Raw genomic sequence first — 15,076 nt, 5'->3', positions numbered from 1 at the left:
GACAACCTAACGAGCCGCCCACTCACTCGATATCGAACAACCCCGCCAACTGCTCCACCATCGTGCCGCCCAATTGCTCGGCGTCCATAATCGTCACCGCGCGGCTGTAGTATCGCGTCACATCGTGCCCGATGCCGATCGCGCACAGTTCGACCGGCGACTTGGTCTCGATCCACTCGATCACCTGGCGCAGATGCTGGTCGAGATAGGCGCCGTGATTGACCGACAGCGTCGAATCGTCGACCGGGGCGCCGTCGCTGATCACCATCAGGATGCGGCGTTCCTCGGGGCGGTGGACGATGCGGCTGTGCGCCCACATCAGCGCCTCGCCGTCGATATTCTCCTTGAGCAGCCCTTCGCGCATCATCAGCCCGAGCGAACGGCGCGCGCGGCGGTAGGGCTCGTCGGCGGGCTTGTAGACGATGTGGCGCAGATCGTTGAGGCGGCCGGGGTGCGCGGGGCGTCCCGCGGCGAGCCAGTCCTCGCGGCTCTGCCCGCCCTTCCACGTCCGCGTCGTGAAGCCCAATATTTCGGTCTTCACCCCGCAGCGTTCGAGCGTGCGCGCGAGGATATCGGCGCTGATCGCCGCGATGCTGATCGGCCGCCCGCGCATCGAGCCGCTATTGTCGATGAGCAGGGTGACGACGGTGTCGCGGAAATCAGTGTCGCGCTCGATCTTGTAGGAGAGCGAATGCCCGGGCGAGACGATCACGCGCGCGAGCCGCGCGGCGTCGAGCTGGCCTTCCTCCTGGTCGAAATCCCACGCGCGGTTCTGCTGCGCCATCAGGCGGCGCTGGAGGCGGTTCGCGAGCTTGGTCACCGCGCCCTGCAGATGCGCCATCTGCTGGTCGAGATAGGCGCGCAGCCGGGTGAGTTCGTCGGCGTCGCACAGCTCGGTCGCGGCGATGATCTCGTCATGCTTTTCGGTGAAGCGGACATAGTTGAAGTCGGGGACGTCGGTCGGCAGGCGGTTCGGACGGACGGGCAGCATGCCCTCGTCGCCTTCGCCGCCCATTTCTGGCTCGCCGTCGGCCTCCATCTCCTGCGCGTCGGGATCGGTGTCGCCGTCGTCGGCCTGATCGCCGTCCATCTCGGCGCGCGCGTCGACCTGGCTTTCGCCGCTGGCGCCCTCTTCGCTTTCCTGCTGGTCCTGGCTTTCCTCGGCCTCGGCCTCATCCTCCTCGCCGCCGTCCTCGGCGCCTTCCTCCAGCGGCTCGTCGCCGTGGATCAGGTCGAGGTGCTGGAGTGCGAGGCGCGCGGTCTGGGCGAAGGCGGCCTGGTCGTCGAGCAGCATCGACAGCGCGGTCAGGTCGGCGCCGGCGTCCTGATTGATCCACTCGCGGACCATCGACAGGCCGGTCTCGGTGCCCTGCGGCGAGGTCTCGCCGGTCAGCGCCTCGCGCAGCATCAATTCGAGCGCGGTCGAGACCGGCACCTCGTCGCGGCTCTGCGCGCGGCTGATCGGGTCGCTGCGCATCCGCATCGCGAGGCTCGCCGACAGGTTGGCGCGCATCCCCGCCATGTTGCGCGCGCCGAGCGCCTCGACCCGCGCGCGCTCCATCGCATCGAAAGCGGCGGCGGCGAGCGGTTCGGACGGGCGCGCCGCGGCGTGCAGCTTTTCGCTGTGATGCTTCATCCTGAGCGCATAGCCGTCGGCGAAGCCGCGCGCCTCGGCGACCTGTTCGCGCGGCAGCGTGCGCGACGGGGTGGGCACCTTGATCGCCTTGCCGATCTGCGCCGGCGCGTCGGCGGTGAAGCCGACCTCGACCTCTGCATCGCGGGTGACCGCGCGCGCGACGCTCGACAGCGCGGTTTTCAGGTCGTCGAGGGGGGTGGGATTGCTCATGGCGTTTCGGCTTCGGCGTTACGGTGGCAGATGGTTTCGTCCATCTCCTTGGGCATGGACGGGTCGGGAAGCAAGCGGAAGACGTGGCGCCAGCGTGTCGGGCTGCGCTCGGGCCGCGTCCTTTTGCCTGCTATCACAGCGATGAAGTCGCGGCACGCCGCGGCGCTCAGCAGGAAATTGCTGTGGCCGGTCGTGCCGCGCGACACGTCGGTCGTGTCGATCACGGTGAGCCCCGGAATCGCATCGGGGTAGCAGCGTTCGGGCAGGCCTTCGGCCGTGAGGTCGGCGGCCTCATAGGGATCGAAACAATAGGGCGAGCCGAGCCGCGGATAGCCGTGGAGCGCGCGCGACGCCGCAAGCGCCTTGTCTTTCAGCGACACATAGAGGGTGATGCGCCGGTCGCGCGCGACCTTTGCGGCGGTCAGCACGCCATCCGAAATATCGCGCTCGAACGTCTCGCGGTCGATGTCGGGCGAGGCGAGGATGATGTTCGAGATGTTGCGGCTGTCGGCGCTCGGCGCGGCGCGGTCGACATAGGCGATCGCCGGAACGACGAGCCGCGCGCCGAGCGAATGCGAGACGATCACCACTTCCCTGACCCATGGCTGTTCGGCGAGCGATTTCAGGAAGTCGCGGAAGTTGCGGACGTCGTGATACATGTTCGTCTCGTCGACCGCATAGCCGAGCACATCGTGCTGCGACGGCCAGCTATAGGCGATTACTGGCCCGTCGAAGCCGGTCATCCGCGCGATCTGCGCCATATCCTTGGTCGTCGTTTCGAAACTTTCGCGATAGCCGTGGACATAGAGCAGCACGCGGCCGTGCCGTCTGTCGGTTTCGGCCTGCAAGGCGCGCCACCAGTCGCTCTGGTCTTGCAGCGCGAGCGGCGTGCGAAAGCGCTCTTTGCCACCCACTTTGACGTCGCGCGGCGCCGCAAAGCGGCCATAGCGCACCCGGTCGCCGCGATAGCTGAGCAGCTCGATGTCGGCGGTCCGGCAATCGGGCAGGCGGCTGGTGACGAAGAACAGCGGCAGCGCCGCGCCATCGACCGGCGCGCCGGCTTGGGGCGTACAGCGCGGGTCGGCGACATAGTCGGCATGGCGGACCTTGCCGTAATCGACCCCCGAAATGCAGCCCGACAGAAGCATGATGACTGGCAGGGCTATCCACCGAAAATGCCGCTTCATGCCGCTGCCTCACCCCCTCCGCTGCGGTTAACGCGCAAGCGTGTAAGTCTCGCTGCCTCCCCCATCGAGGGGGAGGAGGGAGAGGCGCGGGGGCCTCACTTGCCGATGACGCCTTCGGGCAGATCCTCGCCGAACACGCGCTGATAATATTCGGCGACGATCATCCGCTCGGCCTCGTCGCACTTGTTGAGGAAGGACAGGCGGAAGGCGAAGCCGATATTGTTGAAGATCGCGGCATTCTGTGCCCAGCTGATTACCGTGCGCGGGCTCATCACGGTCGAAATGTCGCCATTGATGAAACCCTGACGCGTCAGGTCGGCGACCTTGACCATATTCTCGACCGTCTTTTCGTCGGCCGCGGGCACCTTGGCGAGGATGATCGCGCTTTCGGTCGCCGCGGGCAGATAGTTCAAGGTGACGACGATGTTCCAGCGGTCCATCTGGCCCTGGTTGATCTGCTGCGTGCCGTGATAGAGGCCGCTCGTGTCGCCGAGGCCGACGGTGTTCGCGGTCGAGAAGAGGCGGAAATTGGGGTTCGGGCGGATGACGCGATTCTGGTCGAGCAGCGTCAGCTTGCCCTCGGCCTCGAGCACGCGCTGGATCACGAACATCACGTCGGGGCGGCCCGCGTCATATTCGTCGAAGACGAGCGCGGTCGGCGTCTGGAGCGCCCAGGGAAGCAGGCCTTCGCGGAACTCGGTGACCTGCTGCCCGTCGCGCAGCACGATCGCGTCGCGGCCGACGAGGTCGATGCGGCTGATATGCGCGTCAAGGTTGACGCGGATGCACGGCCATTTGAGGCGCGCCGCCACCTGTTCGATATGCGTCGACTTGCCGGTGCCGTGATAGCCCTGAACCATCACGCGGCGGTTGTATTTGAAGCCCGCGAGGATCGCGAGGGTCGTGTCGCCGTCGAAGACATAGGCAGGATCGAGGTCGGGAACGCGCTCGTCGGCCTCGCTGAATGCGGGCACAGTCATGTCGATATCGACGCCGAACATCTCGCGCGCATCGACCTCGGTATCGGGCGCCGCGAGGAGCGTCGAACCGTGATGGTCGGGGAGGCTGTTCGGGATATCGGTCATGGCAATCGGTCCAACACAGACAGGGAGAGTCGGCGCCCGGCGGCGCGTCGGCTAGCCGGTATAGCCATGGGTTGCGCCTTGCAACGCCTTTTCAGACGATGCCGAGCGCGCGGAGCACCGCCGACTGGTCGTAATAGGGCCGCTCGCAGACGATCCGGTCGCTGCCCGGCGCAAATTCGAAACTTGCCGCCATGCGGATGCGGAACGCCTTGCCGGTCGGCTCGATCGTGCGCAGGCCGAGCTTCAGCGGACCCAGATGCGTTCCCGTCAGCCAGAATTCCACGAGCACCGTGTTGTTTCCGCTATCGGCGGCGATCGCGATGATCTCGTTCGCCTGGTCGGGAAAGGGTTCGCGTGACATCGCGAAATAGGAGCGGACCGCCGCTTCGCCGTCGAACACGGTGCCGGGGCCCATCAGCTCGTAACGCGGATGGTCGAAGGTTGCGAGAACACCGTCCCAATCATGCGTGATCTCGAGCGCCATATGGCGTTTCACCGTCTCGATCCGCCGGTCGTCGAGGTCCGCCATCGCCCGCCTCCTATGCGAAAACGCCATTCTTCCGCAAAAGCTGATAGGCTGCAACCACTTCGCCGAGCCGCGTTTCATAGCTGCGGTCGCCGCCGTTGCGGTCGGGGTGATATTTGCGCACCAGATCGCTGTAGCGGCGACGCAGCGCCGAACGATCGGCACCTGCTTCGAGCCCCAGCACCTGCATCGCGCGATGCTCCTCGGCGGTGAAGCGCGGATCATTCGCTTCGCGCCGCGCCTGATCCATCCGCTGACGGAAGCGCGCGCCGAGCGCATCCATAGGGTCTTTGAAATCGGCCCAGCGCGGCGGCAGGTCGGCGCTTCCCGCGGCGCGAAAGGCGCGGCTTTCGGTTTCCCAGCCCGAGGTCGGCGACTGGGCGGCGAAAATCTGGTCGGCGCTCATGCCCTCGAAATAATTATAGCCCGCGTTGAACTCGCGGACATGGTCGAGGCACAGCCAGCGGTAGGGCGGCGGCCCGTCGGGCGAGCGGTGGCGCGAAGCGGGCGCACGGAATTCGCCGCGCGCATCGCAGCCGGGCATGTCGCACTGCGCTTCGCGGGGCACGCGGCCGTGGAATCGGTTGGGTCGGGGGCTTGTCATAGTCGTCGTTCCTCCCCAACATGGGGTCATGGCGGAAAAAGGTCCAGTGCAACGCGAAATGGAAGGGCTGCTCGCCGCGGCCTTTCCGGGCGCGAATATCACCCTCAGCAACGACAGCGCGCAGCATCGCGGTCATGCCGGCGACGACGGCAGCGGCGAATCGCATTTCAGCCTGCTCATCATATGGGACGGCTTTGCAGGGCAAAACCGCGTTGCGCGGCAGCGGCTGGTGAACAGGGCGCTCGGCGACCTGCCGGGCCAGCGCGTTCACGCGCTCGCGATCAAGGCGCTCGCGCCGGGGGAATAGGAGGAGCGGCCGTGGACGAGCATCGCGTTTACAAATACAGCTTTGCGAGCGTCTATCCGCATTATGTGACCAAGGCCGAGCGCAAGGGGCGGACGAAGGCCGAGGTCGATGCGATCATTTGCTGGCTCACCGGATATAGCCAGCAGCAACTCGACGATCAGATCGCGGCCAAAACCGACCTCAAGGGCTTTTTTAGCGATGCGCCCGCGCTGAATCCGGCCCGCGACCAGATCAAGGGCGTGATCTGCGGCATCCGTGTCGAGGAGATCGAGGAACCGCTGATGCGCGAGATCCGTTATCTCGACAAGCTGATCGACGAATTGGCGCGAGGCAAGAAGATGGAAAAAATCTTGCGGACCGCCGCATAGGAAAGGCTTGGCCGATGTTCACCGTCATCACACCCTCGACCCACGACATCGGCGCTTTCGACGTCCGGCGGACGCTGCCCGACAAGGCGCGCACGATGGTCGGCCCCTTCATCTTCGTCGACCAGTTCGGGCCGGCGCATTTCGACATCGGGCAGGGGATGGACGTGCGCCCGCATCCGCACATCAATCTTGCGACCGTCACCTATCTGTTCGAAGGCGCGATCGACCATCGCGACAACCTCGGCACCTATGCGACGATCCGTCCCGGCGCGTGCAACCTGATGACTGCGGGCAGCGGCATCGTCCATTCGGAGCGCACCCCCGCCGCCGAGCGCGCGACCGGTTCGGCGATCTCGGGGATGCAGACCTGGCTCGCGCTTCCCGACGGCAAGGAAGAGATCGCCCCCGCGTTCGAACATGCTGCGAAGGAGGAGTTGCCGCTGATCGAGGATGGCGGCGTGTCGGCGCGCGTGATCATGGGCAGCCTGTGGGGCGCGACCTCGCCGATCACCCAGCATGCCGCGACCATCTATGCCGACATCCTGATGAAGCCGGGCGCCAGCATCCCGATCGAGGCCGAAGCCGACGAGCGCGCGGTGCTCGTCGCGATCGGCGATGCGAGTCTCGACGGCGAGCCGCTCGTGCGCCACAGCCTCTATATATTGAAACCCGGCGAGGCGATGACGCTGCGTGCGGCGAGCGACGCGCGCGTGATGCTGCTCGGCGGGGAAGCCTTTTCGACCCCGCGCCATTTGTGGTGGAATTTCGTCAGCTCGTCGCGCGACCGCATCAATGCGGCGAAGCAGGACTGGAAGGACGGCAAATTCCCGCTCGTTCCCGGCGACAGCGAGGAATATATCCCGCTGCCGGGAATGCCGACGACGCCGGCCTATCCGTGATTTGCGCGCAGAGGCGCGGAGATTTGGGTTCACGCGGAGCGCGGAGCGCGGAGACGCGGAGAGCGTTTGTGTGCTCCCGCGAAGGCGGGAGCCCATCTCCAGACGGCTCCATGTTGAGCCGGCAGGAGATGGGCTCCCGCCTTCGCGGGGACACACGATCAGGCGCAAACTCGATCACGTCACGACGTTTGGGAAAGAGGGCCGCTTCGCGGCGAGTGCCATTTCTCCGCGCCTCCGCGTCTCCGCGTGAATCTCTTCGAACGGCGCTCTCTGCGCCTCTGCGCGCAATAATCATTCCGCCCGGCCCAACGGGCTTGCCAGACGCGACAAACCCGGCCACCTTCGTTGCGAATTGAAACCAATAGGAGCGGGTGATGAGCGGCGATTTCGAGCAGCGGCGGGTGACGCTTTCGACCGGGGTCGACCTCGATGTCGTGGATATGGGGCCGACGGATGCGCCCGCGCTGATCTTTCTCCACGGCTTTCCCGAATCGCACCGCACCTGGCGCCACCAATTGCCGCATTTCGCGGAGCGCTTCCGCTGCATCGCCCCCGATCAGCGCGGTTATCGCGGCTCGTCGAAGCCGCAGGAGGTCGAAGCCTATACCCCCGACAAGCTGATCGCCGACATCTTCGCGCTCGCCGACGCGCTCGATGTGGGACAGTTCACGATCGTCGGGCACGACTGGGGCGGAGCGATCGCCTGGGGCGTTGCGCTCGGCGGCCAGCCGGGCGGGCTGCATCCGCAATGGGCGGGCAGGGTCACCCGCGCGGTGATCGCCAATGCGCCGCATCCCGCGATCTTCCAGCGGCTGCTCGCGACCAATGCCGAGCAGCGCGAGGCGAGCCAATATATCCGCATCTTTCGCGATCCCGCGAGCGACGCGCTGATCGAGGAACAGGGGATTGCGGGCCTGCTTGCCAAAGCCTTTGCCGGCCGCGTGCCGAGCGGCGGTATCCAGCCGCCCGAGGAAATCGCCCGATTGCTGAAGGATTGGGAAGATCGCGATGCCTGCCGCGCGATGATCAACTGGTATCGCGCCTCGCCGGCCGAGGTGCCGCCGATGGATGCGCCCTACGCCGAGCCGCCGGCCATGCCCTTTCCGAAGCTGACCATCCCGACGCTGGTCGTCTGGGCGCTCGACGATGTCGCGCTCCCCGCCTGCAATCTTGACGGGCTCGACGAATTGGTCCCCAATGCGACGATCGTGAAGGTGCCGGGCTGCGGCCATTTCGTGCCGTGGGAGGCGCCGGACCGGGTCAATGCGGCGATGGACGAATTTTTAGAAAGAACGGCGGTTCCCGCCTAGAGCAGCGAGCCTTAAATCTGCACCGTCTTCCCGAGCGAAGACGAGGGGCTCTGCCGAGCGAAGTCGAGGCGGCGACGCTGCGGTTCTCGCTCCGCTCGAACGAGCCCCTCGTCTTCGCTCGGGGAGACGGGTCGATTCAGATTTCCTGCAATTTGCTCTAGGGCGGATCGAGCAGGCAGCCGCTCGAGCCCGCATAATGCGCGCTGCGCGAGGCGAGGAGGGGGACGCTGCCGGTGATCGTCTTCGTCTCGGGGTCCTGGCTGATCGAGACCATCTCCATTCCCGGCTCGAAATCGCTCTGGCAGCTTTCGAGGGTGCGTCCCTGGACATAGCGGCACGAACAGCCGACCCGCGCGGCATAGGCCGAACCGAGTTCGGCCTGCGCCTTCAGCGACGGGAATTTCCAGACCAGCAGGATCGCGAGCAGGACGAACAGGATGGCCGCCCACGGCAGGCATCCGCCCCAACGGCTCGGGGCCTTGTCCTTGCGCGGGCGCTCGGCGGGCGGCGGCGGCGCGGGTGTCGGTTCTGCCGTTGCCGGCTCGGGCGGGTTGGTGTTAGTCACGGCGCGCCATGATCACGAAAAAGACCCTGCTGGCAAGTGCCGCGCTCGCGCTCCTTACGGGTTGGTCGCTCACCCATGCGGCGGGGCAGATGGCGCCCCCGGCGCCGGGGCCGCGCTTCGGCCATTCGCTTCCGGATGCTCCGGCCGATACCCCGCACCCGCTGCCGGCGCTCGATCCCGCGATCAAGGCAAAGGCCGATGCGCTGTTCACCGACGCGGCCGCAGTCGGCGAGACGCGCGCCTTGCTCGTGCTGCGCGACGGCCGGCCGATCTATGAACGCTATGGCACCGGCTTCGGTCCCGATACGAAGCTGATCAGCTGGTCGATGGCAAAGAGCATCACCGCGGTGCTCACCGGCTTCCTCGTCGCCGACGGGCAGCTTTCGCTGAATGCTCCCGCGCCGGTGGCGGCGTGGCAGCGCAGCGGCGATCCGCGCGGCGCGATCACGCTCGCCGACCTGCTCCACATGTCGTCGGGGCTCGAGCATGTCGAAGAGGGCGATCCGGTCTGGAACGGCGATACGGTGACGATGCTGTTCGGCACAGGCGCACAGGATATGGCGGGGTTTGCCGAAGCGAAGCCTGCGGTGGCGCGGCCGGGCGAAGTCTTCAACTACAGCTCGTCGACCAGCGTCATCCTCGCGGACATATTGACCGACGCGCTGACCCCGTCGCAAGGCGCCGACGCCCGGCGCGAGGCGATGCGCGAGTTCATCCAGGGCCGCCTGATCGAACCGCTCGGCATGACCAGCCTGACCCCCGAATTCGATGCCAGGGGCACGATGATCGGCGGGTCGATCATGCACGCGACCGCGCGCGATTATGCGCGCTTCGGCGAGTTTCTGCGCAATCGCGGCGTCGCGAACGGCCAGCGCCTGCTGCCCGAAAGCTGGATGGATTTCATGCTCACGCCCTCGCCGACCGACGGCGGTTATGGCGGGCACATCTGGCTCAACCGTTCGCGCCCGGCGGGCGTTGGCCCGGCGCTGTGGCCCGACCGCGGCCCCAACGACCTCTTCGCCTGCATCGGCCACCAGGGGCAATATATCATCGTCTCGCCGTCACAGCGGGTGACGATCGTGCGGCTGGGGATCACGCGCGACGACCAGTTTCCGTCGCTGCGCGGCCATCTGGCCGATTTGCAGGGCGCGCTTTGACGGCAGGATTGGAGGGGTTTCGCGCAGAGGCGGCCGAGATTTGTTCACGCGGAGAAGCCGCGTCTACAAGAAGCGGCTTCTTTTCGCCAATGTTGCGATATGATCGAGATTGCGCCCGATCATCCGTGTGTCCCCGCGAAGGCGGGGACCCATCTCCGGCTGGCGCAAGATGGAGCCGTCGGGAGATGGGCTCCCGCCTTCGCGGGAGCACACAAACATGCTCCGCGCCTCCGTGCGAACGAATCTTTGCGGTCTCTGCGCGAACCTTTCCGCCCGTCAGAGCAGAAATTCTCCCGTCAGCGTCGTGACGCAGCGGCCCGACAGCTCGACCCTATCGCCGTCGATCCGGCATCCGACATGGCCGCCGCGCGCGCTCGCCTGATAGGCAGCGAAGCGGTCGCGGCCGAGGCGCTGTGTCCAATAGGGGGTGAGCACGCTGTGCGCCGAGCCGGTCACCGGGTCCTCGTCGATCCCGGCGCCGGGTGCGAAGGCGCGGCTGACGACGTCGGCGCCCGAGGGGTCGCCCTCGCCGGGGGCAGTCGCGATGTAGAGGACGTCGCCGCCTTCCTTGAGCGCGCGGAGGTCGGGTTCGAGCGCGCGGACACTCGCTGCGTCGGGGTAGACGAGCAAGGCATAGCCGCCTTCGTGCCACAGCATATCCTGCACCGCGCCGCCCATCGCGCGCGCGACATCGGGCATGGTTTTAGGGGCCGGCGGATAGGCGGGAAGCGCCATGCGATAGCCGTCGCCCTCGCCGTCGCGCGAAACGGTGAGAATGCCGGCCTTGCGCGTGCGAAAGCGCATGTCGTTGCGCCACGGCGCGGCGCTCAGCAGCACATGCCCGCTCGCCAGCGTGGCATGGCCGCACAGCGCGACCTCGACGCCGGGGGTGAACCAGCGCAGCTCATAGTCGGCCTCGCCGCTGTCGTCGGGCACCAGAAAAGCGGTTTCGGCAAGATTATTCTCGGCCGCCATTTTCTGCAGCAGATCGTCGCTCAGCCACTCGTCGAGCGGCATCACCGCCGCGGGATTGCCGGTGAAGGGCCGGTCGGCGAAGGCGTCGACGCGGGTGAGGGGAAGGTGCCGCCAGCTCATGGGTAGAGCAATCCTTTCGTCCATCGCTCGCCATCGCGCACGAACAGCGTGCGCTCGTGCAGGCGATGCGCGCGATCCTGCCAGAATTCGATACGCTCGGGCGTCACGCGCCAGCCCGACCAGCGCGGCGGGCGCGGCACGTCGCGCCCCTCGAAACGCGCCTGCATTTCGGCGAAGCGCGCCTCGAAAGTCGCGCGGCTGTCGAGCGGGCGCGACTGGTCGCTCGCCCAGGCGCCGAGCTGGCTATCGCGGCTGCGCGTCGCGAAATAGGCATCGGCGACGCCGTCCGCGACCGGCGCAACCGGCCCTTCGATGCGGATCTGGCGGCGCAGCGACTTCCAGTGAAAGAGCAGCGCGACTTGCGGGTTTTCCGCAAGCTCGCCGCCCTTGCGGCTGTCGAGGTTGGTGTAGAAGATGAAGCCGTCGGGGCCGTGGCCTTTCAGCAGCACCATCCGCACCGACGGCCGCCCGTCGGCGGTCGCGGTTGCGAGCGCCATCGCGTTCGAATCATTGGGCTCGCTGGCGCGGGCTTCGGCATACCAGGCATCGAACAGGGCGAAGGGCTCGGTGGTCATGGCGACGCTCTTAATCAGGCGGAGGCGCAGGGTCGAGCAAAAGCCGTCTTCGAAGCTGAACCAAGAGAGCGAATGACGTTCCGGCCGACGGAACTTGACCGGCTTTCGCAACAATCCCACATGGCCCGAAGCAACGGGCCTTCCCGGCCGGGACCTTATCGGGCTACAGGAGAGATATGGCAGATCCCTATTCCACCCTCGGCGTGTCGAAAAGCGCGAGCGAAGCGGAGATAAAGTCCGCCTATCGCAAGCTCGCCAAGGAACTGCATCCCGACCGGAACAAGGAAAATCCCAAGGCGGCGGAGAAATTCTCCGACGTCACCAAGGCCTATGACCTGCTCTCCGACAAGGAGAAACGCGGCCAGTTCGACCGCGGCGAGATCGACGCCGAGGGGAATCCCGCGATGCCCTTCGGCTATGGCGGCGGCGGCTTTCGCGGCGATCCGCGCGGGCAGGCGCAGGGCGGCTTCGGCGGCTTCGGTGGAGAGAGCGCCGACTTCGGCGATATTTTCGAGGGGCTGTTCGGCGGCCGCGGTGGCGGCAGTCCGTTCGGCGGTTTCGGCGGGCGCGGTGCTCCGCCGCCGCAGAAAGGCGCCAATGTCGCCTATCGCCTGTCGGTTTCCTTCATCGACGCCGCGACGCAGGCGACGCAGCGCATCACGCTCGCCGATGGCGGCACGATCGACCTCAAGCTGCCCGCGGGGGTCGAGACCGGCACCCAGATGCGCCTCGCGGGCAAGGGGCAGCCGGGGCCGGGCGGAAACGGCGACGGCATCGTGACGATCACCGTCGGCAGCCATCCTTTCTTCGAACGCGACGGCGCGAATATCCGTCTCGACCTGCCGGTCACGCTGAACGAGGCGGTGAAGGGCGCGAAGATCAAGGTGCCGACCGTCGACGGCCCGGTGATGCTGTCGATTCCCGCCGGCTCGACCTCCGGCAAGGTGATGCGGCTGAAGGGCAAGGGCTTTTCGCAAAAGGGCGGCGGACGCGGCGATCAGCTCGTGCGGTTGATGGTCGACCTGCCCGCCGACGACAAGAAACTCGCCAAGCTGGTCGACGAGTGGACCGATAGCCGGTCGGTCAGGGCCGACCTCGGCGTGTGATGCGTGGCTGAGCGCCCGCCAACACCATCCACCGAAGCGCTCGAGCGCGAGGTCGCCGATGAGGTCGATCGCGAATTTCTGGCCGAGGGCCATTCGCCGCAGTCGCCCGAGGCGCGCGCCGAGCGCGCCAAGCGGCTGCATCTGAAGGCACGCGCGCAGGGCGTGATCGAAGACGCGCGCGAGCGGTTGGGTCCGGGGACGCGCATCTTCGAGGTTCTGCGCCGCGTCATCGTCGGCACCTATACCGACGGCTTCATCCATGCGGGAAATCTCGCCTATCTCGCGCTGATCGCGCTCTTCCCCTTCTTCATCCTGCTCGCCGCGGCGCTCAGCCTGTTCGGCGGCAGCGCGGGAGGCGAGGCGGCGATCGACGCGGTCTTTTCGATCATGCCGCCGACCGTTTCGCGCACGCTCGCCGAGCCGATCCGCGAGGTGATGGGCGCGCGCACCGGGCTCTTCCTGTGGCTCGGCGCGCTCGTCGCGCTGTGGACGGTCGGCAGCCTTGTCGAGACGATCCGCGACATTCTCCGCCGCGCCTATGGCACGCATTTCAGCCGCGGCTTTTTCCACTACCGGATCATGTCGATCGGCATCATCACCGGCGCGGTCGTGCTGATGCTGCTGTCGTTCAGCATGCAGGTGCTGATCGTCGGGATCGAGCAGTTCGTCACCCGGGTGCTCCCCGAACAATATCAGTCGTGGGGGGTCGTCCTGCTGTCGCGCGGCATATCGGGGCTTGGCCTGTTTCTGGCGATCTACATGCTCTTCTATTCGCTCACCCCGTCCAAATATCGCCGGCTCAAGCATTGCCCGAAATGGCCCGGGGCGCTGTTCACGACCTGCTGGTGGATCGGCGTCACGCTGGCGCTGCCGCCGCTCCTCGCCAGCCTGCTGCGCTATGATGCGACCTACGGCAGCCTCGCCGGGGTGATGGTCGCGCTGTTCTTTTTCTACCTCGTCGGATTGGGTATGGTGATCGGCGCCGAACTCAATGCCGCGCTGGTCGAGGTTGAGGATTTGGGCCACGACGCTATTGGGCGCATCGACGATGTGAATGTCGGAGATATGGAATGACGGGTCTGATGCAGGGAAAACGCGGGCTTATCATGGGCCTCGCGAACGACAAGTCGCTCGCTTGGGGGATCGCCAGAGCGCTCCACGGCGCGGGCGCCGAACTCGCGATCAGCTATCAGGGCGAGGTGATGCTCAAGCGGGTGAAGCCGCTCGCCGACGAACTCGGCTGCGACTTCCTGATCGACTGCGACGTCTCCGACATGGCGAATCTCGACCAGGCCTTCGCGACGCTCGCGGCGCGCTGGCCGACGATCGACTTCGTCGTCCACGCGATCGGCTACACCAACAAGGAAGCGCTCCGCGGCCATTATGCCGACATCGGCCTCGAGGATTTCCTGCTGACGATGAACATCAGCGTCTACAGCTTCACCGCGGTCGCCAAGCGCGCGGCGGCGATGATGAAGCCGCTCGATCCCGAAACGGGCGAGGGCGGGGGCGCGATGCTGACCTTGAGCTATTATGGCGCCGAAAAGGTCGTGCCGCACTATAATGTCATGGGGGTCGCCAAGTCGGCGCTCGAAACCAGCGTCAAATATCTCGCCAATGATTACGGCCCGCAGGGGGTGCGCGTGAATGCCATTTCGGCGGGGCCGATCAAGACGCTGGCGGCGAGCGGCATCGGCGATTTCCGCCTGATCCTGAAATGGAACGAATATAACGCCCCGCTGCGCCGCAACGTCACGATCGACGACGTCGGCGGCTCGGCGCTCTACCTGTTGAGCGATCTCGCCTCGGGCGTCACCGGCGAGACGCATCATGTCGACGCGGGCTATCACACCGTCGGCATGAAGCAGGAGGATGCGCCGGACATTGCGCTTGCCTGACGGCGTCCGCATCCGCCCGGCGGAGGCATCGGACGGCGAAGCGATCGACGCGCTGATCCGCGCCGCCTTTGCAGGTAGCACCCATGGCTATCAGGGCGAAGCCGAGCTCGTTCACGGAATCGAAGCCGACGGCGATGCGCTCGTGTCGCTGGTCGCGGACGTCGAGGGCGCGATCGCCGGCCATATCCTGTTCAGCCGGATGAATGTCGAAGCCGATGGCCGCTCGCTTGCCGCAGCGGGCCTCGCCCCGCTTTCGGTGTCGCCCGTGCATCAGCGGCGGGGCATTGGTGGGGCGCTGATTCGCGCCGGCCTCGATGCGCTGCGCGAACGGGGCGTTGCGATCGGTTTCGTGCTCGGCGACACCGCTTATTATTCGCGCTTCGGCTATTCGGCGGACCTTGGCGCGCGCTTCGTTTCGCCCTTTGCCGGCCCGTATTTCATGGCGATGAGGCTCGATGGCGGCGCGTGGCCAAGCGAGGGCCGCGCCGACTATGCGCCCGCCTTCGCCCGCCTCGGCTGAAATCGCCGCACCGGTTGCGCTTGAATTG

The 15,076-nt window shown here is 66.5% G+C and carries 17 protein-coding genes; 9 read left to right on the top strand and 8 right to left on the bottom strand.

Features of this window, described 5'->3' with window-relative positions; all coding sequences use genetic code 11:
- Positions 1 to 22: 22 nt before the first annotated feature.
- From cobT to KNJ79_RS13175, 5 genes are all read right to left on the bottom strand, one after another.
- Positions 23 to 1,846, bottom strand: coding sequence for a cobaltochelatase subunit CobT (gene cobT, locus KNJ79_RS13195; protein ID WP_317151412.1), 1,824 nt, complete (start codon positions 1,844 to 1,846; stop codon positions 23 to 25).
- Positions 1,843 to 3,033: an alpha/beta hydrolase gene (locus KNJ79_RS13190; RefSeq protein ID WP_317151411.1), complete on the bottom strand. Its 1,191-nt coding sequence runs from the start codon at positions 3,031 to 3,033 to the stop codon at positions 1,843 to 1,845. The genes cobT and KNJ79_RS13190 overlap by 4 nt, the downstream gene beginning before the upstream one ends.
- A gap of 95 nt (positions 3,034 to 3,128) precedes the next feature.
- A complete protein-coding gene (gene cobS, locus KNJ79_RS13185; protein ID WP_089217436.1) occupies positions 3,129 to 4,118 on the bottom strand; it encodes a cobaltochelatase subunit CobS in 990 nt (329 codons plus the stop codon).
- Between the two features lie 91 nt (positions 4,119 to 4,209).
- Positions 4,210 to 4,647, bottom strand: coding sequence for an ester cyclase (locus KNJ79_RS13180; RefSeq protein ID WP_317151410.1), 438 nt, complete (start codon positions 4,645 to 4,647; stop codon positions 4,210 to 4,212).
- 10 nt (positions 4,648 to 4,657) lie between these two features.
- On the bottom strand, positions 4,658 to 5,248 hold the full coding sequence (locus KNJ79_RS13175) for a J domain-containing protein (RefSeq protein WP_317151409.1): 591 nt from the start codon (positions 5,246 to 5,248) through the stop codon (positions 4,658 to 4,660).
- 28 nt (positions 5,249 to 5,276) lie between these two features.
- On the opposite strand from KNJ79_RS13175, the gene KNJ79_RS13170 reads away from it, so the two are divergent.
- The 4 genes from KNJ79_RS13170 (at position 5,277) to KNJ79_RS13155 (ending at position 8,132) form a co-directional block, all read left to right on the top strand.
- Positions 5,277 to 5,555: a BolA family protein gene (locus KNJ79_RS13170; protein WP_317151408.1), complete on the top strand. Its 279-nt coding sequence runs from the start codon at positions 5,277 to 5,279 to the stop codon at positions 5,553 to 5,555.
- A gap of 11 nt (positions 5,556 to 5,566) precedes the next feature.
- On the top strand, positions 5,567 to 5,923 hold the full coding sequence (locus KNJ79_RS13165; RefSeq protein ID WP_317151407.1) for a DUF2200 domain-containing protein: 357 nt from the start codon (positions 5,567 to 5,569) through the stop codon (positions 5,921 to 5,923).
- A 14-nt stretch (positions 5,924 to 5,937) separates the two neighbouring features.
- Entirely contained in the window at positions 5,938 to 6,822 is an 885-nt protein-coding gene (locus tag KNJ79_RS13160; protein ID WP_317151406.1) for a pirin family protein, read from the top strand.
- 374 nt (positions 6,823 to 7,196) lie between these two features.
- Positions 7,197 to 8,132 (top strand): alpha/beta fold hydrolase, encoded by a 936-nt coding sequence (locus KNJ79_RS13155; protein ID WP_317151405.1) that lies wholly within the window; start codon positions 7,197 to 7,199, stop codon positions 8,130 to 8,132.
- Positions 8,133 to 8,289: 157 nt separating this feature from the next.
- On the opposite strand, the gene KNJ79_RS13150 is transcribed toward KNJ79_RS13155, so the two are convergent.
- On the bottom strand, positions 8,290 to 8,697 hold the full coding sequence (locus tag KNJ79_RS13150) for a hypothetical protein (RefSeq protein WP_317151404.1): 408 nt from the start codon (positions 8,695 to 8,697) through the stop codon (positions 8,290 to 8,292).
- A gap of 8 nt (positions 8,698 to 8,705) precedes the next feature.
- Here KNJ79_RS13150 and KNJ79_RS13145 point away from each other — a divergent pair, with 8 nt between their 5' ends.
- Positions 8,706 to 9,854 (top strand): serine hydrolase domain-containing protein, encoded by a 1,149-nt coding sequence (locus tag KNJ79_RS13145; protein WP_317151403.1) that lies wholly within the window; start codon positions 8,706 to 8,708, stop codon positions 9,852 to 9,854.
- 276 nt (positions 9,855 to 10,130) lie between these two features.
- Here the strand turns inward: KNJ79_RS13145 and KNJ79_RS13140 are convergent, their stop codons facing one another.
- Together KNJ79_RS13140 and pdxH are read right to left on the bottom strand one after the other, a co-directional pair.
- On the bottom strand, positions 10,131 to 10,949 hold the full coding sequence (locus KNJ79_RS13140; protein WP_317151402.1) for a PhzF family phenazine biosynthesis protein: 819 nt from the start codon (positions 10,947 to 10,949) through the stop codon (positions 10,131 to 10,133).
- A complete protein-coding gene (gene pdxH / locus KNJ79_RS13135) occupies positions 10,946 to 11,524 on the bottom strand; it encodes a pyridoxamine 5'-phosphate oxidase (RefSeq protein WP_089217445.1) in 579 nt (192 codons plus the stop codon). The genes KNJ79_RS13140 and pdxH overlap by 4 nt, the downstream gene beginning before the upstream one ends.
- Positions 11,525 to 11,700: 176 nt before the next feature.
- Here pdxH and KNJ79_RS13130 point away from each other — a divergent pair, with 176 nt between their 5' ends.
- From KNJ79_RS13130 to KNJ79_RS13115, 4 genes are read left to right on the top strand one after another with little or no spacing between them, the layout of a single operon-like run.
- Positions 11,701 to 12,630, top strand: coding sequence for a DnaJ C-terminal domain-containing protein (locus tag KNJ79_RS13130; protein WP_317151401.1), 930 nt, complete (start codon positions 11,701 to 11,703; stop codon positions 12,628 to 12,630).
- A gap of 3 nt (positions 12,631 to 12,633) precedes the next feature.
- Complete coding sequence (locus KNJ79_RS13125) at positions 12,634 to 13,704, top strand: YihY/virulence factor BrkB family protein (protein ID WP_317151400.1); 1,071 nt, start codon at positions 12,634 to 12,636, stop codon at positions 13,702 to 13,704.
- Entirely contained in the window at positions 13,701 to 14,528 is an 828-nt protein-coding gene (locus tag KNJ79_RS13120; protein WP_317151399.1) for an SDR family oxidoreductase, read from the top strand. The genes KNJ79_RS13125 and KNJ79_RS13120 overlap by 4 nt, the downstream gene beginning before the upstream one ends.
- A complete protein-coding gene (locus tag KNJ79_RS13115; RefSeq protein ID WP_317151398.1) occupies positions 14,521 to 15,048 on the top strand; it encodes a GNAT family N-acetyltransferase in 528 nt (175 codons plus the stop codon). The genes KNJ79_RS13120 and KNJ79_RS13115 overlap by 8 nt, the downstream gene beginning before the upstream one ends.
- Positions 15,049 to 15,076: the final 28 nt, after the last annotated feature.

The sequence above is a fragment of the Sphingopyxis indica genome (genome assembly GCF_032879645.1).
GTDB lineage: Bacteria > Pseudomonadota > Alphaproteobacteria > Sphingomonadales > Sphingomonadaceae > Sphingopyxis > Sphingopyxis indica.
The sequence above is the reverse complement of the archived record's forward strand: the minus strand, read 5'-3'. Positions and strand labels throughout refer to the sequence as shown.